The 20,758-nt window shown below is 48.0% G+C and carries 20 protein-coding genes and 11 tRNA genes; 27 read left to right on the plus strand and 4 right to left on the minus strand.

Annotated features, from left to right (window positions below; translation table 11 throughout):
* Window positions 1-47: 47 nt before the first annotated feature.
* The 11 genes from M3661_RS17055 to M3661_RS17105 all read left to right on the plus strand — a co-directional run bounded on the left by M3661_RS17055 (window position 48) and on the right by M3661_RS17105 (window position 1,013).
* Window positions 48-124 (plus strand) — tRNA-Asp (locus M3661_RS17055).
* Between the two features lie 40 nt (window positions 125-164).
* A tRNA-Phe gene (locus tag M3661_RS17060) sits at window positions 165-240 on the plus strand.
* Between the two features lie 10 nt (window positions 241-250).
* Window positions 251-326 (plus strand) — tRNA-Thr (locus tag M3661_RS17065).
* Between the two features lie 4 nt (window positions 327-330).
* Window positions 331-416: transfer RNA gene (locus tag M3661_RS17070), tRNA-Tyr, on the plus strand.
* Between the two features lie 3 nt (window positions 417-419).
* Window positions 420-493, plus strand: a tRNA-Trp gene (locus tag M3661_RS17075).
* A gap of 20 nt (window positions 494-513) precedes the next feature.
* Window positions 514-589 (plus strand) — tRNA-His (locus tag M3661_RS17080).
* A gap of 9 nt (window positions 590-598) precedes the next feature.
* Window positions 599-673 (plus strand) — tRNA-Gln (locus tag M3661_RS17085).
* A 3-nt stretch (window positions 674-676) separates the two neighbouring features.
* Window positions 677-751: transfer RNA gene (locus M3661_RS17090), tRNA-Gly, on the plus strand.
* A gap of 5 nt (window positions 752-756) precedes the next feature.
* A tRNA-Cys gene (locus M3661_RS17095) sits at window positions 757-831 on the plus strand.
* 10 nt (window positions 832-841) lie between these two features.
* Window positions 842-918: transfer RNA gene (locus M3661_RS17100), tRNA-Arg, on the plus strand.
* 12 nt (window positions 919-930) lie between these two features.
* Window positions 931-1,013: transfer RNA gene (locus M3661_RS17105), tRNA-Leu, on the plus strand.
* A gap of 329 nt (window positions 1,014-1,342) precedes the next feature.
* On the opposite strand, the gene M3661_RS17110 is transcribed toward M3661_RS17105, so the two are convergent.
* Window positions 1,343-2,863 carry a flotillin lipid rafts scaffold protein FloT gene (locus M3661_RS17110; RefSeq protein ID WP_285853077.1) on the minus strand — a complete coding sequence of 507 codons (1,521 nt, stop codon included), beginning with the start codon at window positions 2,861-2,863 and terminating at the stop codon, window positions 1,343-1,345.
* Window positions 2,864-2,980: 117 nt separating this feature from the next.
* A complete protein-coding gene (locus tag M3661_RS17115; RefSeq protein ID WP_251486985.1) occupies window positions 2,981-3,520 on the minus strand; it encodes an NfeD family membrane protein in 540 nt (179 codons plus the stop codon).
* A 259-nt stretch (window positions 3,521-3,779) separates the two neighbouring features.
* Here M3661_RS17115 and M3661_RS17120 point away from each other — a divergent pair, with 259 nt between their 5' ends.
* The 7 genes from M3661_RS17120 to M3661_RS17150 all read left to right on the plus strand — a co-directional run bounded on the left by M3661_RS17120 (window position 3,780) and on the right by M3661_RS17150 (window position 8,543).
* On the plus strand, window positions 3,780-4,088 hold the full coding sequence (locus M3661_RS17120; RefSeq protein ID WP_021254299.1) for a LiaF transmembrane domain-containing protein: 309 nt from the start codon (window positions 3,780-3,782) through the stop codon (window positions 4,086-4,088).
* Window positions 4,089-4,141: 53 nt separating this feature from the next.
* A complete protein-coding gene (locus M3661_RS17125; RefSeq protein WP_021254298.1) occupies window positions 4,142-4,816 on the plus strand; it encodes a PspA/IM30 family protein in 675 nt (224 codons plus the stop codon).
* Between the two features lie 8 nt (window positions 4,817-4,824).
* Entirely contained in the window at window positions 4,825-5,325 is a 501-nt protein-coding gene (locus M3661_RS17130; RefSeq protein ID WP_021258624.1) for a PspC domain-containing protein, read from the plus strand.
* A 1-nt stretch (window position 5,326) separates the two neighbouring features.
* Window positions 5,327-6,016: a PspA/IM30 family protein gene (locus tag M3661_RS17135; protein ID WP_021254296.1), complete on the plus strand. Its 690-nt coding sequence runs from the start codon at window positions 5,327-5,329 to the stop codon at window positions 6,014-6,016.
* A 109-nt stretch (window positions 6,017-6,125) separates the two neighbouring features.
* Window positions 6,126-6,776: a cell wall-active antibiotics response protein LiaF gene (gene liaF / locus M3661_RS17140; protein WP_065293735.1), complete on the plus strand. Its 651-nt coding sequence runs from the start codon at window positions 6,126-6,128 to the stop codon at window positions 6,774-6,776.
* 35 nt (window positions 6,777-6,811) lie between these two features.
* On the plus strand, window positions 6,812-7,915 hold the full coding sequence (locus tag M3661_RS17145; RefSeq protein ID WP_021254294.1) for a sensor histidine kinase: 1,104 nt from the start codon (window positions 6,812-6,814) through the stop codon (window positions 7,913-7,915).
* On the plus strand, window positions 7,899-8,543 hold the full coding sequence (locus M3661_RS17150) for a response regulator transcription factor (protein WP_174807476.1): 645 nt from the start codon (window positions 7,899-7,901) through the stop codon (window positions 8,541-8,543). The genes M3661_RS17145 and M3661_RS17150 overlap by 17 nt, the downstream gene beginning before the upstream one ends.
* A gap of 74 nt (window positions 8,544-8,617) precedes the next feature.
* On the opposite strand, the gene M3661_RS17155 is transcribed toward M3661_RS17150, so the two are convergent.
* Window positions 8,618-8,974, minus strand: coding sequence for a hypothetical protein (locus tag M3661_RS17155; protein ID WP_251486987.1), 357 nt, complete (start codon window positions 8,972-8,974; stop codon window positions 8,618-8,620).
* 142 nt (window positions 8,975-9,116) lie between these two features.
* On the opposite strand from M3661_RS17155, the gene M3661_RS17160 reads away from it, so the two are divergent.
* The 9 genes from M3661_RS17160 to M3661_RS17200 all read left to right on the plus strand — a co-directional run bounded on the left by M3661_RS17160 (window position 9,117) and on the right by M3661_RS17200 (window position 19,853).
* Window positions 9,117-9,890, plus strand: a complete 774-nt coding sequence (locus M3661_RS17160) for a YwmB family TATA-box binding protein (protein ID WP_251486989.1) — start codon at window positions 9,117-9,119, stop codon at window positions 9,888-9,890.
* Window positions 9,891-10,049: 159 nt separating this feature from the next.
* Window positions 10,050-11,594: a glucose-6-phosphate dehydrogenase gene (zwf, locus tag M3661_RS17165; protein ID WP_065293732.1), complete on the plus strand. Its 1,545-nt coding sequence runs from the start codon at window positions 10,050-10,052 to the stop codon at window positions 11,592-11,594.
* Between the two features lie 243 nt (window positions 11,595-11,837).
* Window positions 11,838-13,436, plus strand: a complete 1,599-nt coding sequence (locus M3661_RS17170) for an ABC transporter substrate-binding protein (protein ID WP_021254289.1) — start codon at window positions 11,838-11,840, stop codon at window positions 13,434-13,436.
* 80 nt (window positions 13,437-13,516) lie between these two features.
* Window positions 13,517-14,467, plus strand: coding sequence for an ABC transporter permease (locus tag M3661_RS17175; protein ID WP_072730716.1), 951 nt, complete (start codon window positions 13,517-13,519; stop codon window positions 14,465-14,467).
* Window positions 14,468-14,472: 5 nt separating this feature from the next.
* On the plus strand, window positions 14,473-15,318 hold the full coding sequence (locus tag M3661_RS17180; protein WP_021254287.1) for an ABC transporter permease: 846 nt from the start codon (window positions 14,473-14,475) through the stop codon (window positions 15,316-15,318).
* Window positions 15,319-15,436: 118 nt separating this feature from the next.
* Window positions 15,437-16,450, plus strand: a complete 1,014-nt coding sequence (locus M3661_RS17185; protein WP_036667646.1) for an ABC transporter ATP-binding protein — start codon at window positions 15,437-15,439, stop codon at window positions 16,448-16,450.
* Entirely contained in the window at window positions 16,443-17,432 is a 990-nt protein-coding gene (locus M3661_RS17190; protein WP_251486991.1) for an ABC transporter ATP-binding protein, read from the plus strand. Before M3661_RS17185 ends, M3661_RS17190 begins: the two co-directional genes overlap by 8 nt.
* A 127-nt stretch (window positions 17,433-17,559) precedes the next feature.
* Window positions 17,560-18,015, plus strand: a complete 456-nt coding sequence (locus M3661_RS17195) for a hypothetical protein (RefSeq protein WP_021254284.1) — start codon at window positions 17,560-17,562, stop codon at window positions 18,013-18,015.
* A 251-nt stretch (window positions 18,016-18,266) separates the two neighbouring features.
* Entirely contained in the window at window positions 18,267-19,853 is a 1,587-nt protein-coding gene (locus tag M3661_RS17200; protein WP_021254283.1) for a peptide chain release factor 3, read from the plus strand.
* A gap of 29 nt (window positions 19,854-19,882) precedes the next feature.
* Here the strand turns inward: M3661_RS17200 and M3661_RS17205 are convergent, their stop codons facing one another.
* A complete protein-coding gene (locus M3661_RS17205; RefSeq protein ID WP_251486993.1) occupies window positions 19,883-20,758 on the minus strand; it encodes a class I SAM-dependent methyltransferase in 876 nt (291 codons plus the stop codon).

Consider the following 20,758-nt stretch of genomic DNA (forward strand, 5'->3'; position numbering starts at 1 on the left):
ATAACCCGAAGGTCGCAGGTTCAAGTCCTGCCCCCGCAACCAAATATGGAGCTGTGGTGTAGAGGCCTAACATGCCTGCCTGTCACGCAGGAGACCGCGGGTTCGAATCCCGTCAGCTCCGCCATTTATTTTCGAATGGCTTGAATTTAATAAGATTTCAATGAGGCTTGGTAGCTCAGTCGGTAGAGCAAAGGACTGAAAATCCTTGTGTCGGCGGTTCGATTCCGTCCCAAGCCACCATAGAAATTTCGCCGGTGTAGCTCAGTTGGTAGAGCGGCTGACTTGTAATCAGTAGGTCGAGGGTTCGACTCCTTTCGCCGGCACCATCTTGGAGGATTAGCGAAGTGGCCAAACGCAGCAGACTGTAAATCTGTTCCCGTCCGGGTTCGGTGGTTCGAATCCATCATCCTCCACCATGTAGGGGCATAGTTTAAAGGTAGAACAAAGGTCTCCAAAACCTTTGGTGTGGGTTCAATTCCTGCTGCCCCTGCCAACAATTTCTAATGTAATATGGCGGTCGTGGCGAAGTGGTTAACGCATCGGATTGTGGCTCCGACACTCGAGGGTTCGATTCCCTTCGATCGCCCCATTACCACATTGGGGATTAGCCAAGCGGTAAGGCAACGGACTTTGACTCCGTCACGCATAGGTTCGAATCCTATATCCCCAGCCATTTGCGGACATAGCTCAGTGGTAGAGTATCGCCTTGCCAAGGCGAGGGTCGCGAGTTCGAATCTCGTTGTCCGCTCCAGATGTGGCGCCATAGCCAAGTGGTAAGGCAAAGCTCTGCAAAAGCTTTATTCCCCAGTTCAAATCTGGGTGGCGCCTCCAAACATCTTTTGTGCCCTTAGCTCAGCTGGATAGAGTATTTGACTACGAATCAAAAGGTCGGGAGTTCGAATCTCTCAGGGCACGCCATTAATTTCATAAGCCGGTGTGGCGGAATTGGCAGACGCGCGCGACTCAAAATCGTGAGGGAAACCGTGGAGGTTCGAGTCCTCTCACCGGCACCATATTTATGAACAAGACTTTCAAGCGATTGAAGGTTTTTTGTTATTCTCGGAAATGAAAGAATACGATAAGACGATTACATAGTTGCTTGAGCCAGTTTAACAGCAAATTGAATCATGAGGACAGGAAAAATAAAACGCGAAGTAGTCGAACCTATTAAGTCGAACATAGGATGTCCATAATAGAGGAACGAGCATCAGATGGATGTAGATCATGCTTCACGGTTAGATGTAGCTGGGATAGTGGACAAATAGAGTAGCCTTGCAAAGCGAACGAGTAGAGTTTGCTCTGCAAGGCTGTTTTTATGAATAAGACCTAAGTGTTTCAAGGTTTACTCGGGCTGTTTAGTTGGTTCGTTCGTAGGTAGATCGAGTGCTGGCTTGATCTGCTTGCTATGTTCCGGATCGTTGGTAAATCGCTTAATCATTTTCTCAATATCCAGACCGGATACGTCTTTTAACATTTGTGGAGCAGTCGCCATGAGTTGTGTGACATAGTTGCTTACCCGTGCTGCTCCTTCACCATTGCCTGTGTCAACGACAGTGAGCTTGTCGATGGACTTGAGTGGCTCTGCGACTTTTCCAGCGAGTTCTGGCATCATCTTAACGACGATATCGAGTACAGCAGCTTCGCCGAACTTCTCGAACGCTTCAGCAAGCTTCTCTTTCGCTTCTGCTTCGGCTAGACCACGCAGGCGGATGACTTCAGCTTCAGCCGTACCACGCGCACGTTCAGCATCGGCAATCGCCAGACCTTCTAAGCGTTTCTGTTCAGCGAGGGCCTTGGCCTCAGCTTCGATACGATACTGCAGAGCATCCGCTTCCAGTACTTTGCGTGACTTCTCAGCTTCGGCAGATTGAACAACGGCATAGCGATCCGCATCGGCCTTCTTTTTCACTTCTGCATCATACTGTTTCTCACGACGGAGAATTTCTTTGGCTTCCAGATCAATCTCACGTTCTTTGCGAACAATTTCGACACGCATTTGTTCCTCAACAACGCTTTGCTTGGAACGTGCTTCTTGAATGAAGTATGCTTGGTCTGCTTCCGCACGAGCAAGATCTTGGTCTTTTTTGAAAGCAGCAACCTTTAATTCTTTTTCTTTGGAAGCTTCAGCAATGTTCGTATCTCTGAGCAACTCGGCTTTCATTCCTGCTTCTTCCGCTTTGGCCTTTTGGATACGGGCATCACGAACAGCTTCTGCCTCAGCAATGTCTGCATCACGTTTAACGGCTGCGATACGTGGTTTGCCGAGTGCATCTAAGTATCCGTGCTTATCTCGCACGTCTTTAATCGTAAAGGATACAATTTGCAGACCCATCTTTTTTAAATCTTTAGCGGCAACTCCCTGTACTTCCTGAGCAAATCGATCACGGTTGCGATATACTTCCTCGACGGTCATGGAACCAAGGATCGCGCGCAGATGACCTTCGAGTACTTCTTGAGCCTCACTCTTCAGCGCTTCGGTAGGCTTGCCAAGGAATTGCTCTGCAGCGGTTGCAATATCTTCTACAGTACCGCCTACCTTAATGATCGCTACAGCGTCTGTCATGACGGGTACACCTTGTTCGGTATATACTTCTGGTGTCATTACATCAAGCTTGTGTGAGAGTAGGGATAGAAATTGTGATTGCTGGAAGATTGGCAGGATGAATGCACCACCGCCGCGGACAATTTTCATTTTGCGTCCGGATTCGTCGGTGGATACGTTCTTGCGTCCCAGATAAGAACCGGTGACGATCATTGTTTCGTCTGGGCTGACGGTCTTGTAGCGTGCCCAGAATGCAAGGCCAAGTACGAGTATGACGCCAATAACGATTAATGGGATGATCAATGCTTCACTAAACTCCATAAGATACAGCTCCCTCTATATATATTTGTATAGGCAATGCCTGAATACACATGAATCCATAAATCGAATCGAAGTGAGAATGTAGGATATAAGTCCAGGAACAGAAGAGCAATGATGTTAATGGGTTGGACGGAGTGTTTCCTCGTTGAGCGGGGATACATACAGCGTATCTCCCTTTACTTCAACAACGACGATGGTCGTTCCGGAAGGAATGGCTTCTTTGTCGAAGGAGGCTGCAATTTGATTCGTTACTCCAGCTCCGATTCGAACAATGACCTCACCATAGCCAGCAGCCGGAATCGGAACATTGACCTCCCCAACCTTACCTGCAAGTTCTGTAATGGAGAATCCAATGGAGTTCTCACTATTCTCCATAGGCCTTACATATAGAAAATAGACACCAATGGATACTACAAGTGCACCAGCAAGAGCGGTGAGGAGAATGGTTGTAGAAGCCCAAACTGTATAACGGCTAAGCAGGACTCCGACTGCGCCAAGTGCGGTTAAGCCGCTTACGAGTATGGTTGGCTGAAGTACCGCAAGGTGACTGTCGCCAACTAAACCATCGAATACATGGCTGAGCACCTCTCCAATCAGAAGTGAGACGATGGCGTACAAAACGCCGAATATCAGCAATCCCCAATATAACGTGTGCATGACGATGCGCTCCTTTCTCATCGCTTGAAGGAAGTGACGCCTGCAGCGAATGGGCAGTTATGGAAATATATACGTAATTGGCGAAACTTTGTTTCAACTTCGACTTCAGACCAGTCCAGTATAGGCTCGATCAAAGGTCGGTCAGGTCCCCCGACTTGAGTCTAGGATCAAAAACCGTCCCCGGCCTGTTTTGGGCAAGTGCATTTCCACCTAAAATAAAGACATAAGCAAGACACGACGAAAGGTGGTGACGAACCGAATGCAAACGAACAAAGGTAACACATTCGCTTTTGTACTGATCGCACTGGGAGGAATCATATTACTAAGCAAGTTCGGGATTCATCTGGGCAGCTGGTTTGGCTACTTGTTCCCTCTCATTCTGATTGCGCTTGGCTACTATGGAGTGAAGGCAGGGAATTCATTCTTCGGATGGATCTTCATCATTATCGGAGCGATATCGTTGATTGGCAAGTTGTCCTGGATCATCGGTATCATCGTTGCCGTAGGATTGATTGGTTTCGGGATATCGATGTTGGGAGGCAAGCGCAACAAGAGCCATCCGTTTTAACAAAGGTGATTATTAATAATTGCAAATAGTCGGTTCAAGGAGGGTAAGGCTGAATGAGTGGTATTTTGAAAAGGGTTCGCGACATTACGATGGCAACATTGAATGAACGTTTGGATAAGGTTGAAGATCCTGTCCGCTTGATTGACCAGTTCCTGATGCGTACACGCCATGATATTAATGAGGCAGACCGCCTCTATCAACAATATGTCATGCATGCGAATCAAATGAGAAATCAAATGAATCAAGCACAAGAATTATGTTCTCGCAGAGAGCAGCAAGCGATGCTGGCCTTAAAGGCGGGTGAGGAATTCGCAGCCAAGATTGCATTGCAAGAGAAGCTGATGCATGAGGATAAGGTGCAGCAGTATTCAGAATTGTACGAAAAGAGCAAGGATGCGATTCTTGAGCTGGAAGAGCAATTGAATATGCTCAAGAGCGAATATCAAGCTGTATATGACAAGCGCCAATATTACATCGCTAGAATGCAGACCGTTCGCTTGCAGCAGCAAATGAACGAGCGCTTCGGACAATACGGTGTGGGGCAAGTGGACAGCATGTTCCGCAGACTAGAGGATCGAGTGTCCGGGATGGAATGGGAAACGCAAGGCATTCAAGATGTACGCCGCATGAGCGGCCAAACGATGGGCAACATCAACCCGGAACGGGATATGGCTTTGAAGCGCGAAATGGAGCGCCTGAAACAAAAATTAGATTCAGCAAAGGAGTGAAGTAAGCCATGAACAGAAAGTTGTACCGTTCGACACGGGATCGTAAAGTATGCGGTCTCCTCGGCGGCTTAGGTGAATGGCTTGGATTCGATGTCACTCTGCTGCGTGTCCTGTTTGTAATCGGAGTATTCTTCTCGGCGTTCACACTTATCGCCGTATACTTTGTAGTATCACTAGTAGTACCTAAGGAGCCGTACCAGCCATTTGGACCTACCGGTTATGGTGCAGGCCCATACGGAGGCGGCTATCAAGGCCAACAAGGTTACCAAGGCGGCTACTCCAATGATCCGAACTATTACAACGGACCACGAGCTGCAGGGCCGACGAATCCATACGGCTCCTCCACATATGGAGGAGTGAAGCAAACCAACAGTTATGATGCGAACTATGCATCTTCTAATGATTCTTCCATCGATTCGATGATGATGGATATTGAGAAAAAAGCATTGAAAAAAGAAATCGAAGAACTTCGCCAAAAAGTAGCGAAGTACGAGAGAGGGGACAAATAAGATGGGTGTATTCAAACGTATTAAAGATATGACTAAGGCTTCTGTACATGAGTTGTTGGATAAAGTAGAAGATCCAGTGGTAATGTTGAATCAATATCTGCGCGACATGGAGGAAGAAATCCATGATGCGGAAGTAACAGTTGCCAAGCAAATGGCAAGTGAGCGCCAAATCAAGCATCGTTATGATGAAGCTATTCGCTTTACAGCTGACCGTGAAGCACAGGCAGAACGCGCATTGAAGTCAGGCCAAGAGGAAATGGCACGCAAGTTCCTGGAAGAAAAACTGTACTATGATCAAAAAGTTGCTGAATACAGCGACTTGCATGCCCAAGCACAGGGCCATGCGGAAGAGTTAATGCATCAGCTGCGCTCGATGAAGGATGAATTCTACAAGCTGCGCAACAAACGCAATGAATTGGCTGCACGTGCACAAATGGCGAAGGCACGCAAGCAGATGTCTTCTATTACAAGCAACCATTCCATCGAATCAGGTTCTGCAACTCGCGGATTCCATCGCATGGAAGAGAAGATTATGCAATTGGAAGCAGAAGCTGAAGTCATGCGTGTCCCTTACGGCGGATATGCAGGCACTTCATCCAATTACCAGCCGCCAGTAGATGTAGAGAAGGAAATGAAGGTAAACGAGCAATTGGCAGCATTGAAGCAAAAATTGGGTCAAACGGAGCAATAAATCCTTGGGGGATGTCCAAGGTTGTGATATGCTAACATAGGTAGCTTACGGCGATGCGCTAGCATCGCCGTAAGTGCTATCCGCGAATATTTGTGACAGGAGGTGCGACATGAATAAAAACAACCGTTTGCTTGCATATATTCTTATCGTCTTCGGGTTGCTCATTTTAATTGGCAAGTGGCTTAGTTTCGTAACGTTTGTCGCACTTGTAATGCTGTATTTGGGCATACGCAAAGTTCGTGCTGCAGAATTGCGTGTAGGGTACACCTTGCTAGGTATCGGCGGAACACTGTTACTTTTGGAACATTTAATGCTATTCGTCGGAATCATCTTGATATCGTTAGGGATATTCTATTCGCGTGCTCGCAAAGACCAGAAACATGATCATGTCGAAAAGCGCCAGAATATTACGTCCAGCCTGAAGTGGGATCGAGTTCCGTATATTTTGCATAGCCAGAGCATGTGGCATTTCATTGGGGAAAGTGATATTGATTTGTCCTTAGCGATATTGGAAGAACCGGAAACCACCCTCATCTTTCAAGGTGTATTAGGTGACATGGACATTATGATTCCAGATGACATTGGTGTATATATCGAGGCTACGGTCATATTTGGACAAATTGATGTGGGACGCGACAAAGAAACCGGATTTTTGAACAAGTGGACGTGGCGATCGGCGAATTACGAGTTTACGGAGCAAAAGGTGAAACTCCATATTTCTTACCTTGTAGGAGATATTGATGTCAGGTTGCACATGTAGGACAGTTAGCGGAGAAAGGAGATGCAGAGGCCGGTATGGAACCGAAAAAGCATGTGAATATGGTAGTACGATTAATGGGCGAGACGCTTCTCCTTTCTATTATACTATTCTTTGTCATCATTTATTTGATGCAATCATATGGTTATGTGCAGCCATTTGAGACTTGGATCGACGGAGTGAAGGCGACATTATCGGTGTTGTTTGTCGTTGCAATCATTACGTCGATATTTGCGTTCTACCAAGGTTATCGAATGAAGCGTCGGGTGGAATTGCTGCGCGAATCGATGCTGCTCTTGGAGAAGGGGAATCTATCGCGGCCGATGCCGGATCTCGGCGATGACGAGATCGGCCAGCTAGCTGAACAATTGGAGCGAGTAAGCAAGCGTTGGGAAGAACAAGTGACTTCGATGCAGCGCTTGTCCACGAATAATGCGCAATTGGCAGAGCAGGCTCGGATATCTGCGATTATAGAAGAGCGGCAACGCTTGGCGCGGGAGTTGCATGATGCGGTAAGCCAGCAGTTATTTGCAATATCAATGACAGCTACCGCTGTACGGAGAACACTGGATGTTGATTTTGATCGAGCGGTGCGGCAGGTGGAGCTGATTGAAGAAATGGCTTCCGTTGCCCAGTCTGAGATGCGAGCGCTGCTGCTTCATTTGCGGCCTGTACATTTGGAGGGAAAAGGCTTGACTCAAGGCTTGGCGGAGCTGATCCGCGAGCTTCAGTCCAAAATTCCAATTGAAATCCATTGCGAGATGGATGATCATATTGGATTAGTGAAGGGCGTTGAGAATCATCTGTTCCGGATTGTTCAGGAGGCGTTGTCGAATACACTGCGGCACTCGAAGGCATCACGGATGGAGATCAAACTGCAAAATCGAGGGGATTTCGTTCGTTTACTCCTTCGTGATAATGGGATAGGATTTGATTGGGACGATAAGAAGCAAGCAAGCTATGGCCTTCGTACGATGCAAGAGCGGGTAAATGAAGTGGGTGGCTCCATTCAGTTCATTACCGCACCTGACAAAGGAACCCGGATCGAAATTCGAGTGCCTGTCATGAGAGAAGAGCCTGGTCTGAAGGAGGAAGAGTTGAACGATGGAGATGGAAACATCGATGATGGACAATCCTATTAAAGTATTGTTGGTAGATGACCATGAAATGGTTCGCATCGGCCTTGCTGCAGTACTGAATACAGAAGAAGGCATTGAGGTCGTAGGGGAAGCAAGCAACGGGATGGACGGAATACGTCTTGCCCAAGAGTATAAGCCTGATGTTGTGCTTATGGATCTTGTGATGGATGGTATGGATGGTATAGAGACAACCCGCAAGCTGCTGCAGTTGTATCCTGACTGCAAAGTGATCGTACTTACAAGTTATTTGGATGATGAAAAGATGTATCCTGTCATTGAAGCTGGAGCATTCAGTTATTTGCTGAAGACGTCCCGAGCTACAGAGATTGCTGAAGCCATCCGGGCGGCTGCAAGAGGCCAATCTGTGCTTGAGTCCCAGGTAGCCTCCAAGATGATGAATCGATTCCGCCAGCCAGCACAGCCAACTGCGGCGCATGAACAATTGACAGAGCGTGAGATGGACGTACTTCGTTTATTAGCGCAGGGGAAATCCAATCAGGATATCGCGGATGATCTGTTTATTGGGATTAAGACGGTTAAATTCCATGTTACGAATATATTGGCGAAGCTTGGTGTGGAGGATCGCACGCAGGCAGCGATTTACGCTTATAAGAACGGATTGGCTGAATAGCCGAGAACCCGAGCGCTTTCCTAGGAGAGTGTTCGGGTTTTTTTCGAATGAACTGAGAAGAGGATGCAGGAATTCTAGATAAAAAGCAGAAAAAATAAGGAAACCAGACCCAAATCAAGAGCGAGGCGTCCACCAGGGAAGAAGGGACTGGCTCTATATGGATCGAATGCGCTTGTATATACTTGATTTGAAGTGTCAGCAATTTGAAGCGATCTGTTTTTCTTTTTCCCTCTGCGCTTCTTAACTGGGGAAGGTTCAACGGATGCAGCAGAAGCGTGCGAGGTAGTAACAATATCGCCGTTCAATATCACTTTCCCCCCCTCACAAGAGGTAAGCCGTCCTATATATTGATCTCCATTCTGCATCACAACACGGACCGGGCGGCCACACAGCAATCGAATGAATGTCTCGTCTATCGGAACGGGAACCACGGTTGGTCAGCCTCCATTCTTGGTTGAATGTATATGTCACTAGTCTATTCCATGAACGAATGCTAGGTATGGTCATACACCTAGAATCAGCCCGCCTAATTCTAAGAGGTGCTACACTTCGATAAGGTAAGGTGATGGAAGGATGCATGCAGTACGCCGTTCTGCCGTTGCGGCAGTAGGATTGGTGTTGTTAGCGTTATGCGGTGCCATTGCGCTCATCGGAAGCAATGATCGATGGCATTTGCCTGGAAGTCGGGAATCGGTCGAGAAGCTTGATCTTGTGAAGCGGGTGAACATGCTGTGGGTGCTTGCTGAATTGGTCGGATCCGGGAAATTCCAGACTACGGTGCTCATTCAAGGGAATTATGCAACTGATGGCAGCAAGGAGAAGAACCTCGAACAGTGGCAGAAGGATGCAGGGATCACAGCGCACCTGATACGCAAGGAAGAACAAGGCAAGGAGGCGTATCGCGGAATCTATATATCGGATTCGATAGAAGCAGCGATTCTGTGGTTTCAAGAAGAGGATGGGCGCGTATGCTATACGATATCCATACAGGGATCAGCCAGAATCGGTATGACTCAGTCAGCTGCAGAAGGGGAACAACTGATGAAGAAGCTGTCATCTCATTACAGGGCAGAATGGACGGCGACCGTTCAGACAGTAGCGAGCCAATCGCTGAAGGACAGCTTCGAGAGGGCTGAGCGATCGCTACGGGAATGGGGACAAGCAGAACCGCTTGACCGCTATGAGGATGAGCGTACAATCAGTGTATCTTATCAGACGGACTATATGGGTTCAGGTGTGCAAATGAAGCATGGAAATGCAAATTTGCAGCTTGCTGTTCATGAAAACAGGGACAAGGGAGAAACTCGCATATCTTTCGGTACACCGCTGATTGCCGGTGAATATTAATGAGAATGGATTGAGAATTGCAGCTGGGCAAGGCAATGAGAATTATACTTGACGTCAAGGAAAGAATGGAATCTATACGTTAAGTATGCTAAAATGGCATCACATCCGAAATAGGAACTATATCAGATCTATAAACGAGTGTAAGGATGATGGAGAGAGATGACTGTGATGCAAAATCATGAATCCCAATTGGCAGAAGGCGCCGTATTCTATATATTCGGTGCTACTGGCGACTTAGCTCGCCGCAAATTGTTCCCGGCTATATATAGTCTATATCGCGAAGGCAAGCTAGGAGAACGCTTCGCAGTTATCGGACTAGCCCGCCGTGCTCGTACGCATGAAGAATTCCGTCAGGATGTGCGTGCGTCTATCGACGAATTTTGCCGTTACCCGGTTCAGAATGATGAGGAATGGAACCGGTTTGCTAAGCATTTTGAGTACAAGCCGTTAGATATTAACAATGTAGACGGCTTCCGCGAACTGCGTGAGCAGTCCGAGCATATCGAACGCGAGTACGATATTCCAGGAAACCGTTTGTTCTATTTGGCACTGGCTCCGGAATTGTTCGGCAGTGTATCGCACAATCTCCGTGATGGCGGAATGCTGGAGAGCGAGGGCTGGCACCGCCTCGTAATTGAGAAGCCGTTCGGTTACGATCTACCGTCAGCAGAGAAGCTGAACGAAGAAATTCGTCAAGTATTCAAAGAAGAAGAAGTGTACCGTATCGACCATTACTTGGGCAAAGAAATGGTACAGAACATTGAAGTTCTTCGATTTGCGAATGCATTCTTCGAGCCGCTCTGGAACAACAAGCATATCGCGAATATTCAAATTTCCCTGTCTGAGACAGTTGGGGTTGAAGAGCGTGGAGGCTATTACGATCATGCAGGTGCATTGCGCGATATGGCGCAGAACCATATGCTGCAAATGCTCACGATGATTGCAATGGAGCCGCCTAGCCGCCTGCATCCGGAAGATATCCGCGATGAGAAGGTGAAGGTGCTTCGTTCCTTGCGCCAATACCCAGAGCAAGAGGATGTTCACCGCAATGTCGTGCGTGGACAATATTCCGCAGGCTCGATGAATGGCAAGGAGCTTCCTGGCTATCGTGAGGAAGATAAGGTGAATCCTGCATCTGTAACGGAGACATATTTTGCAGCACGTGTATTCGTTGACAACTTCCGCTGGGCGGGAGTACCGTTCTACATTCGGACAGGCAAGCGTCTGCCAGTGAAGACGACAGAAGTTGTGGTTGAATTCAAGAACATGCCTACGAATGTATACCTCGGACAGAAGCATAAGCTGGAGCCGAACTTGCTCGTTATCCGCGTAAATCCGATGGAAGGCATCTATGTGAAGCTTAATGGTAAGAAGCCTGGAGCGGAAGGCGGCATTCAACCGCTTGCGATGGACTTCTGCCAAAGCTGCATGGTCGGCATCAATACGCCAGAAGCGTATGAGCGTCTGATCTTTGATGCTGCTCGCGGCGATTCCACGTACTTCACGCGTTGGGACGAGGTGGCTACTGCATGGTCATTCGTTGATAATATCGCGAAGGCATGGAAGAAATCTAACGAAGATCTGTTTGCTTATCCAGCAGGCTCTTGGGGCCCTGAGCAAGCAGACAAGCTTCTGCAAGAGGATGGATTCCACTGGTGGCCTGTTAATGGACAGGAAGAAAGTGAAGTTGTCTGGACGAAGTAATTCGTTTCCCATAGATTGATAATCAGCTGTGCCCTCTATAGGGGCACAGCTTTTTTTGTTGAAGGTTGAAGGCAGCGTTCTAGCGAATGGCTGCTTCGCCTTTTCGTGTGTCGATCTCGTGACTGTGAAAACAGGATGATTTTAATCCCTATCAAAAAGCTCGGAAAAACTATTGTCTTCTGAAAAAAATATAGTTATACTAGATTCCATAGTCTTGTTAACCATCTATCGGGAGGAATCAACATGAAACGCAACAAATTATGGATTATCGGGCTGCTCACACTTATCGTCCTTGTGGTGAGTGCGTGCGGTAACAATTCTACTCCTGCGAAGGATTCAACGTCTTCTACGGCGGAAGGGACAGGCCAACCGAAGGATGGAGGCAATATTATTATTGCAGTACAAGAGGATCCTCGTGTATTGAACCCATTGTATTCGAATGACCGTGTTACGTTGACGATAAATCAAACCTTGTATGCACCGTTGTATACGGTGGAAGACGGAGGCAAGAAGAAATTCGTACTCGCGGAGAGCATTACTCCATCGAAGGATTTCTTGACGTACACGCTGAAGCTTCGCAAAGGATTGACATGGCATGACGGCAAGCCGCTTACAGCAGATGATGTTGTCTTCACAATCAACAGCATCTTGGATGAGAAGCAGCACAGCACGGATCGTGAATCCTACATCTTCAATGGCAAGCCGCTGCAAGCGAAGAAAGTGGATGACGTAACTGTCGATTTGGTTCTTCCACAGCCATCTGCTTCCTTTGAAGGAATCTTTGCTTCGTTCAAGCCGATTCCGAAGCATATCTTCGAAGGCGAAGCTGATATTGAGAAGAGCACGAAGAATGCAGCTCCAATTGGTTCTGGCGCTTATAAGTTCAAAGAATATCGCCCAGGCGAATATGTAACATTGGAGCGCTTCGATAATTATTTCGCAGGCAAGGGTCATCTGGACCAAGTCATCTACCGCATTGCGAAAGATCCGAATGCAGCGAACTTGGCATTGCAGAACGGTGAATTGAATATGCGCAAGGTTGAACCAGCGGATTACAACAAGTTGAATACAAGCGGCAAGCTGAACATGGTTGTATACCCTGAAGGCCGCTTGAACTATCTGGTGTTCAATATGAACATCGATGCGATGAAGAAGAAGGAAGTCCGTCAAGCGATTTCCTATGCAATTAACAAGCAAGAACTGATTCCGCTAGCTTATGGCTCTGCAGAATTTGCAGACCCAGCGGCGTCCATCTTTACACCGGATACAACGTATTACACAGCAGATGTTGAGAAGTATGACTACAATGCGGAGAAAGCCAAAGAATTGCTTAAGCAGGCTGGCGTAAGCAACTTGAAGCTGAAGCTTGCGTACTCGAATGCAAGCAAGATTCAAACAAGCCAAGCACTCTACATTCAACAAAAGCTGAAAGAAGTAGGTATTGAAGTTGAATTGCTGCCGCTTGAATCCGGCACGTTCTCCAATATGTCGCTTGATCCGAACAACACGAAATTCGATTTGTCCTTCAATGGTTATGTAATGGGAACTGAACCGGATTCGTACAAATCGCTCTACTTGAGCAATCAACTGTACAACTACGGCCATTACAACAACCCAGAACTCGATAAACTGTGGGAACAAGCTGCTGTAGAGATGGACAGCACGAAGCGTGGCGAACTGTACAAGCAAATTCAACAAACGATTGCCAGCGAGGCGGTTGTATATCCGATTGCAAACGACAAAGCGATCATCGCGGTAGACAAACGTTATGGCGGTCTTGATGAAGCGGTTGCGAAGCCGGTCTTCATGTTCGAAGATTTGTCCAAACTTTATCTGAACTAAGCACGATAATTTGTTATCGAACATAAACATCCAGAATACAGGCGCCAGCAAGGGCTGGCGTCTGCACGGAGGGAATTGAATTGCAGAAATACATCTTGCGACGCGTTCTGCAAGCCATTCCACTGCTCTGGTTTATTTCAATCGTATCATTCGCGCTCATTAAACTAGCACCGGGAGACCCGGTGCTTTCGTTCGTCACACCGAACATGAACGCGGAGGATGTAGAGCGAATCCGTCATGACCTTGGATTGACGGAACCGATTATTGTGCAGTATTGGAACTGGCTTAAAAATGTATTTTCAGGAGATTTAGGTTATTCACTGATGAGCCATCGGCCGGTGACGGAGCTCATTTTAGAACGGCTGCCTGCGACGATTGGCCTTATGGGATCCGCTATGTTGATCTCACTTCTCATTTCGGTACCACTTAGCATGTACGCTGCGTCACGTAAAAATCGTCTTAGTGACCGCGGCCTTAGCCTGCTGTCTTATATCGGAATCTCGATCCCGAGCTTCTGGTTTGGCATTATGCTGATTTATATTTTTGCGTTGAAATTAAACTTGCTCCCAAGTATGGGGATGCGAACAATCGGGGTAGATTCCGCACTTGATATTTTGAAGCACGGAATTCTGCCTTGTACGGTACTGACTTTCATGAATGTATCGGTCTATATGCGTTACATTCGTTCGCATACGATAAGTCAGCTGGAAGAGGACTACGTTCAAATTCAGTACGCTTACGGAGCTACTCGCGGCACGGTATTGCGCCGTCATGTGCTGAAAAATGTTCTGCTGCCTGTCATTACAATTCTCGGTATGTCCTTCCCTGAACTGATTGCCGGAGCATTCATTACGGAATCGGTATTCTCATGGCCAGGGATGGGGGCACTCGGGATTACTTCGGTATTTCAGCTGGATTACCCTGTCATCATGGGCATTACGATGATCTCTTCCGTTATGCTGGTTGTCGGGAACTTGGTTGCTGACCTGCTGTACGGCGTAGTAGATCCACGAATTAAGACAACGGGGTGAGTCAGATGAACCGAATGATATGGCGAAATATCGCTACACAATTGAAAGAACAGAAGCTGGCTCTGGTAGCATTGATTCTACTCGCGGTTCTCATTATCGCTTCCACCTTGGCATTTTTGAGCCCGCATGATCCCGACAAGATGGTCGTGACGGAGACACTTCAGTCCCCAAGCGCATCTCATTGGTTCGGTACAGATGACCAAGGGCGCGATGTGTTCGCACGGGCATTGTATGGCGGACGTATTTCACTTAGTGTCGGATTTTTGTCGATGTTTATCGCAGTGCTGGTAGGAACAGCTGTAGGTACAATTAGTGGTTATTTTGGCGGCTGGATTGATAATACGTTGATGCGTATCGTTGATATTTTAATGTCGATACCATCCTTCTTCTTAATGCTTATACTGAATGCTTACTTGAAGCCAGGGATTACCACGATCGTGCTGATCATCGGCCTGCTTAGCTGGATGAACATATCCCGAATTGTGCGTGCGGAGACATTGTCCGTCAAGGAGCGGGAATATGTCCTGTATGCGCGAGTATCAGGCCAGAGCACGTTCGGCATCATTTGGAAGCATATCATTCCGAATATTATGCCTACGATTATTGTTACGGCGACGATCAATATTGCAGGGGCAATTATGATGGAGTCGTCACTAAGCTTCCTTGGACTCGGGGTACAGCCGCCGAATGCGTCATGGGGAAGTATGTTGAACAGCGCACAAGGATATATCGGGGAGGCGCCTTATATGGCTTTGTTCCCTGGATTGCTTATCTTGGTTACAGTGCTGTCGTTCAACTTCCTAGGCGATGTGCTGCGTGTTGCCTTTGAACCAAAAGCGAATCAACGTTAGTCCATTATAAGCTGGGTTAGGTTCTAGGATGCAGTGTGTGCACTGTAGAGAGCAGATAGTTGGATCGTCTAACGATACAGATGCAGGGCTAACGATACTATACAACGGAGTGAGACTTATGAATGAACTGCTATCCGTTCAACAACTGAGAACTTCGTTCCATACACGCGACGGAGAAGTGCAGTCTGTCCGGGGCGTCAGCTTCGATGTTCATGAAGGCGAAGTCATCGGCATCGTCGGTGAATCGGGCAGCGGCAAGAGCGTGACAGCGAAGTCTCTCATTGGATTAATACAACATCCGGGACAGATTAAGAGCGGTCAAGTGCTGTTCCACGGAGATAACCTATTAGATATGTCAGAAAAGGAATTGCGGCGCATTCGGGGTAATCGGATTGCGATGATTTTCCAAGATCCGATGACGTCGCTAAATCCGGTAGTTAAGGTAGGCGCACAGATCGTAGAGGTATTGCAGCGTCATCAGAAGCTGTCGAAGACGGAAGCACGAAAGCGGGCAATCGAACTGCTGCGTCAGGTTGGTATTCCTTCGCCCGAGCAGCGCATCGATCAGTACCCGCATGAATTCAGCGGTGGGATGCGTCAGCGGGCCATGATCGCAATGGCGCTCTCCTGCCAGCCCGAGCTGCTTATTGCAGATGAGCCGACCACTGCGCTCGACGTCACGATTCAGGCACAGATTCTGGGATTGATGAAGGAGCTCCGGGATACGACGCGGACCGCCATTCTACTCATTACGCATGACTTGGGCGTTGTAGCGCAAGTGTGTACGAGGGTTATCGTCATGTATGGCGGGTTGATTATGGAAGAAGGCACGGTTGAGGATATCTTCGAGCGTCCTCGTCACCCATACACGAAGGGATTGCTTCGCTCGATTCCGAAAGTATCGACAGGAACACGCGAGCGTCTCGCTACGATTGAGGGAACGCCGCCGAACCTGCTACATCCGCCGGAAGGCTGCCCATTTATGGAGCGCTGCCCTTCTGCGATGGACAAGTGCAGACAAATGCCTCCGGTTGTTACGACCGATCCAGGTCATCGTTCGCTATGCTGGCTTGTGCATGAAGAAGAAGAGCAGCGTCTGGAACGATTGGAGAGGGGGCTGTCAAATGAGTAACCAAAAAGAAATTTTGCTAGACGTGCGTGGACTAAAAAAGTACTTCCCAGCCTCCAAATCACTGCTCGGCCGTCCACAGAAAGTATTGAAAGCAGTAGATGATGTCAGTTTCCAAATTCATAAAGGGGAGACGTTCGGACTTGTCGGAGAATCAGGCTGCGGGAAGTCAACGACAGGACGTTCGATTGTAAGACTATATGATGTAACGGATGGCGAAGTTCTGTTCGACGGTCAAAACATCGCGACAATGAACGAGAAGCAGCTAAAGCCGTTCCGCAAGCGAATGCAGACGATATTCCAGGACCCCTATTCTTCGTTGAATCCTGGCATGAACGTGACTCAACTCATTAGTGAACCGATGGCGATCCATGGCGTCGTGAACCGGAAGGATCAGCGTAATATGGTATTGTCTCTGCTGGAGAAGGTAGGACTGAAGCCAGAGCATGCGGAGCGTTATCCGCATGAGTTCAGCGGCGGTCAGCGTCAACGGATCAGTATTGCGCGCGCACTGTCGGTACGGCCTGAGTTCATCTTGTGCGATGAGCCAATCTCGGCGCTTGACGTATCCGTACAAGCCCAAGTGGTGAATATGCTGGAGGACTTGCAGGAAGAGTACGGGTTGACTTATCTGTTCATCGCGCATGACCTATCCATGGTAAGACATATTTCGGATCGGATCGGCGTGATGTACTTGGGCAAGCTGGTCGAGGTCGCTCCTAGCGATGAGTTGTACAACCATCCTGCACACCCCTATACGCAGGCGCTGCTCTCCGCAATTCCTGTACCGGATCCGAAGCAGGCTGGTTCAGCGATCTCGATGCTTCAGGGAGATTTGCCAAGTCCGCTCGCAGATATGCAAGGGTGCAAGTTCGCATCGCGTTGTCCCTTTGCCACGGAACGCTGCCGTCAGGAGGAGCCGAAGTGGCGGGAAATCTCCTCTGGGCATTATGCGGCTTGCCATTTGAATGATGGTCAAGTGTAAGTGATGCTATTAATTTAAGCTCGTATAGCAATTACGAGAGAGGCTTAGGTTTCCTATAGCTAGTATGATATAATGCTAGATATTTGTTAATCTATGCCAATGCACAATTGTGAGGAGAGTGGAATAGATGTCTACAGAGACTCGGGTATCGCAAAGTACCGCGATTATGATAGAACGCGCTCGTCGTAAGGGCATTACCGAAGAGCAGCTGTTGCATGCAGCACGCACAGGAGATGTTAGCGAACTCATTACGATTAATGAAGAGTGGTATACGTATGATGACTTCGTATCCTATGCGAACGAACATGATGAGCCGCTCGCTCAAGCAATTGCAGAGGGATATCGGATGACTTTTAACACGAACAATGGTCTGTCGATATGGCTGCAAGAGCGCTTCGATGTGCAAGAGGGAGAGCATTATACCAAGGAAATGGGTCGTATTTCAGGACTGAAGCTGAGTGCAGCTGATGTCGAAGTAATTCGCTCTTCATTGGCCTTGAACTGGACATTAGTTGAAGGATCCGCTGCGGATGGAGCGGGTACGGTAACACTGGTTGTCCGTGCTCTGCTTGAGCAATCATAAGTAGTTAATAATACGTATTGTGATATAATCGGAATCGTCCATTCTCTCGATGAGAGGATGGGCGGTTTTTTAGTTGTAAAGTGAATGAGTTCCTAATATAGGGGATAGCTGTTAGGATAGCAGGGATGCAGTAACGAGGGATTAGAGATATTTCATATTCTTCGAAGGTTGTTCTCGTTACCCATTTATAGGTTTACTTATTTTGTGTTACAATAGGACTTACGTGATTTTGTGATGAGAGGGCTAACGATATGAGTAAATTATCCGAACAATTAGCGCAAGAGGTAGAGAAGCGTCGTACCTTTGCGATTATTTCTCACCCAGACGCCGGTAAGACGACATTGACAGAAAAGCTGCTCCTGTTCGGTGGCGCCATCCGTCTCGCAGGTACGGTCAAGGCTCGCAAAGCGAGCAAGCATGCAACGAGTGACTGGATGGAAATCGAGAAGCAGCGTGGTATCTCGGTTACGTCATCGGTAATGCAATTTGATTATAATGGGCATCGGGTTAATATCTTGGATACACCAGGTCACCAAGACTTCAGTGAAGATACGTATCGCACATTGACAGCTGCGGATGCTGCTGTCATGTTGATCGACGTTGCGAAGGGTGTCGAGGCACAGACCATTAAGCTGTTCCAAGTATGTGCGAAGCGCGGTATTCCGATCTTTACGTTCATCAACAAGCTCGACCGTGAAGGTCGCAGTCCGTTCGAATTGATGGAAGAGATCGAGCAGGTGCTCGGAATTCGATCTGTGCCAATGAACTGGCCGATTGGTATGGGGCGCGGTCTATGCGGTGTTTATGATCGCATGAAGAACCAAGTCGAGCTGTTCCAGGATGATAACACGAAGATTAGTGTGAAGAAGGTTGAGGATTACAACGATCCGGCCATTCGCCAAATTGCAGGGGACTATTTGCATGATCAATTGTGTGAAGAGTTGGAATTGTTAGACGTAGCGGGAGACGAGTTCGATTATGAGAAGGTAAAGCGCGGCGAATTGACACCCGTCTTCTTCGGAAGTGCGGTCAACAATTTCGGCGTGCAGACATTCTTGGATAACTTTCTTCAGCTTGCTCCGAAGCCAGCTCAGCGCCAATCGACGGAAGGGCCGATTGAGCCAACGAACGAGAAGTTTACGGGCTATATTTTCAAAATTCAAGCAAATATGAACCCTGCCCATCGGGATCGCATTGCCTTCTTGCGCATTTGCTCCGGCAAATTCGAGCGCGGGATGTCCGTTAAGCATGTACGGGCAGGCAAGGAGATTAAGCTTGCGCAGCCACAGCAATTCCTTGCCCAGGATCGGGATATCGTACAGGAGGCATTCCCAGGCGATATTATCGGACTGTTCGACCCAGGCATTTTCCGGATTGGAGACAGCTTGAGTCAAGGTGGAGAAGTGGTGTTCGATGAACTGCCAACCTTCTCTCCTGAGATTTTCGCCCGGGTGACGGTTAAGAATGCATTGAAGCATAAGCAGTATCAAAAAGGCGTCGATCAGTTGACTGAGGAAGGTACAATTCAAGTATTCCATTCCGCAGGCGTATTTGATGAGACGATATTGGGCGTAGTAGGTCAGCTCCAATTCGAGGTATTCGAATATCGGATGAAGGCGGAGTACGGCGTTGATGTGATGATGCAGCGTCTAACGTACCAGTTCGCAAGATGGGTAACAGGCAATCCGAAGGATATTGATCCAACGAAGTTCCGTATCAATTCACAGCTCGTGAAGGACAAGAACGGCAATTTTGTCGCATTGTTTGAGAACGAGTATGCGATGCGTACAGCTATGGACAAAATGCCGGATTTGAAGTTTATGGAGACAGCTCCTTAAGGAAAATAGACGACAAGAAGCCCGCCAGATTATTGGCGGGCTTTGTCATTATCCCAGACCCACAGGCCTGTATAGGAGGGCAGTACGACACTGCCATCACTTTCTGGCGTGAGGAACCTGCAGGCGGCGGAACCGAAAAACCAGCTTGTGATCTGCTTGGCCTCCTCCATCGAAGGGAAGCGGAAATGCGTGCTTAATTCCGTGCGCTCGAACCCGTAACGTTCTTCTAAGTCTCGAATGTACGTCCGCAATCCAGGGGGAACTTCGGGAGCGGCTACCCCCGTTCCAAGTGTCTCCCAAATCGCGATACATCCACCGGGACGCAATATGCGTCTCAGCTCGTGCATGATGCGATCTAGTAAACTGCTCTGTTCTTCACTTGTATTCCCTTCACAGGCACCATAACAGATTGTCCAGCCTGCTAGAATGAGATCAGCAGAATGATCAGCAAGCGGAAGCTTGTGGTGCAGTGCTTCATGTGTGGACAGCTTAGCGGCTGTAGGGGCGCTTATTCGTCCCAAGGATACATCAAGCCATATATTGTGCTTTAGCTGCTCTAGCATCGCTTCAGATGCGTCACAGGCTACATAGGAACCAGATTGCCAATCTCTGTTGGACATGTCAGCTAATACAACTCGAGTAAATCTTCCGGTTCCTGCACCAATTTCGATAATCCGCTCATAATGCCGCTTATTGAGCACCTGCTGTACAGAGTGCCGCCATTCCTGCTCGATATCTTCGTACTGGATCATACGGTCATAATCGGCAGCCTGCTGGGCGTAGACGGTGTCATGATCCGGTTTCATTTTCGTGTTCGCTTGCTTGGTTTCATCCGATTGAGGTACAAGTGTCACTTTGCGATCTCGGGGTTGGGCGGTACCATCCTGCGCTGATTCGATTGTCAC

It is taken from the genome of Paenibacillus sp. MER 180, from assembly GCF_023713665.1.
In the GTDB taxonomy this organism is placed as follows: Bacteria; Bacillota; Bacilli; order Paenibacillales; family Paenibacillaceae; genus Paenibacillus_B; species Paenibacillus_B suaedae.

Coding starts and splice junctions, on each gene's coding strand:
- M3661_RS17135 (WP_021254296.1), top strand. CDS start 5,327: ATGGGTGTATTCAAACGTATTAAAGATATGACTAAGGCTTCTGTACAT.
- M3661_RS17185 (WP_036667646.1), top strand. CDS start 15,437: ATGAATGAACTGCTATCCGTTCAACAACTGAGAACTTCGTTCCATACA.
- M3661_RS17110 (WP_285853077.1), bottom strand. CDS start 2,863: ATGGAGTTTAGTGAAGCATTGATCATCCCATTAATCGTTATTGGCGTC.
- M3661_RS17125 (WP_021254298.1), top strand. CDS start 4,142: ATGAGTGGTATTTTGAAAAGGGTTCGCGACATTACGATGGCAACATTG.
- M3661_RS17170 (WP_021254289.1), top strand. CDS start 11,838: ATGAAACGCAACAAATTATGGATTATCGGGCTGCTCACACTTATCGTC.
- M3661_RS17145 (WP_021254294.1), top strand. CDS start 6,812: ATGGAACCGAAAAAGCATGTGAATATGGTAGTACGATTAATGGGCGAG.
- M3661_RS17160 (WP_251486989.1), top strand. CDS start 9,117: ATGCATGCAGTACGCCGTTCTGCCGTTGCGGCAGTAGGATTGGTGTTG.
- M3661_RS17190 (WP_251486991.1), top strand. CDS start 16,443: ATGAGTAACCAAAAAGAAATTTTGCTAGACGTGCGTGGACTAAAAAAG.
- M3661_RS17180 (WP_021254287.1), top strand. CDS start 14,473: ATGAACCGAATGATATGGCGAAATATCGCTACACAATTGAAAGAACAG.
- M3661_RS17150 (WP_174807476.1), top strand. CDS start 7,899: ATGGACAATCCTATTAAAGTATTGTTGGTAGATGACCATGAAATGGTT.
- M3661_RS17200 (WP_021254283.1), top strand. CDS start 18,267: ATGAGTAAATTATCCGAACAATTAGCGCAAGAGGTAGAGAAGCGTCGT.
- liaF (WP_065293735.1), top strand. CDS start 6,126: ATGAATAAAAACAACCGTTTGCTTGCATATATTCTTATCGTCTTCGGG.
- M3661_RS17115 (WP_251486985.1), bottom strand. CDS start 3,520: ATGCACACGTTATATTGGGGATTGCTGATATTCGGCGTTTTGTACGCC.
- M3661_RS17120 (WP_021254299.1), top strand. CDS start 3,780: ATGCAAACGAACAAAGGTAACACATTCGCTTTTGTACTGATCGCACTG.
- M3661_RS17130 (WP_021258624.1), top strand. CDS start 4,825: ATGAACAGAAAGTTGTACCGTTCGACACGGGATCGTAAAGTATGCGGT.
- zwf (WP_065293732.1), top strand. CDS start 10,050: ATGACTGTGATGCAAAATCATGAATCCCAATTGGCAGAAGGCGCCGTA.
- M3661_RS17195 (WP_021254284.1), top strand. CDS start 17,560: ATGTCTACAGAGACTCGGGTATCGCAAAGTACCGCGATTATGATAGAA.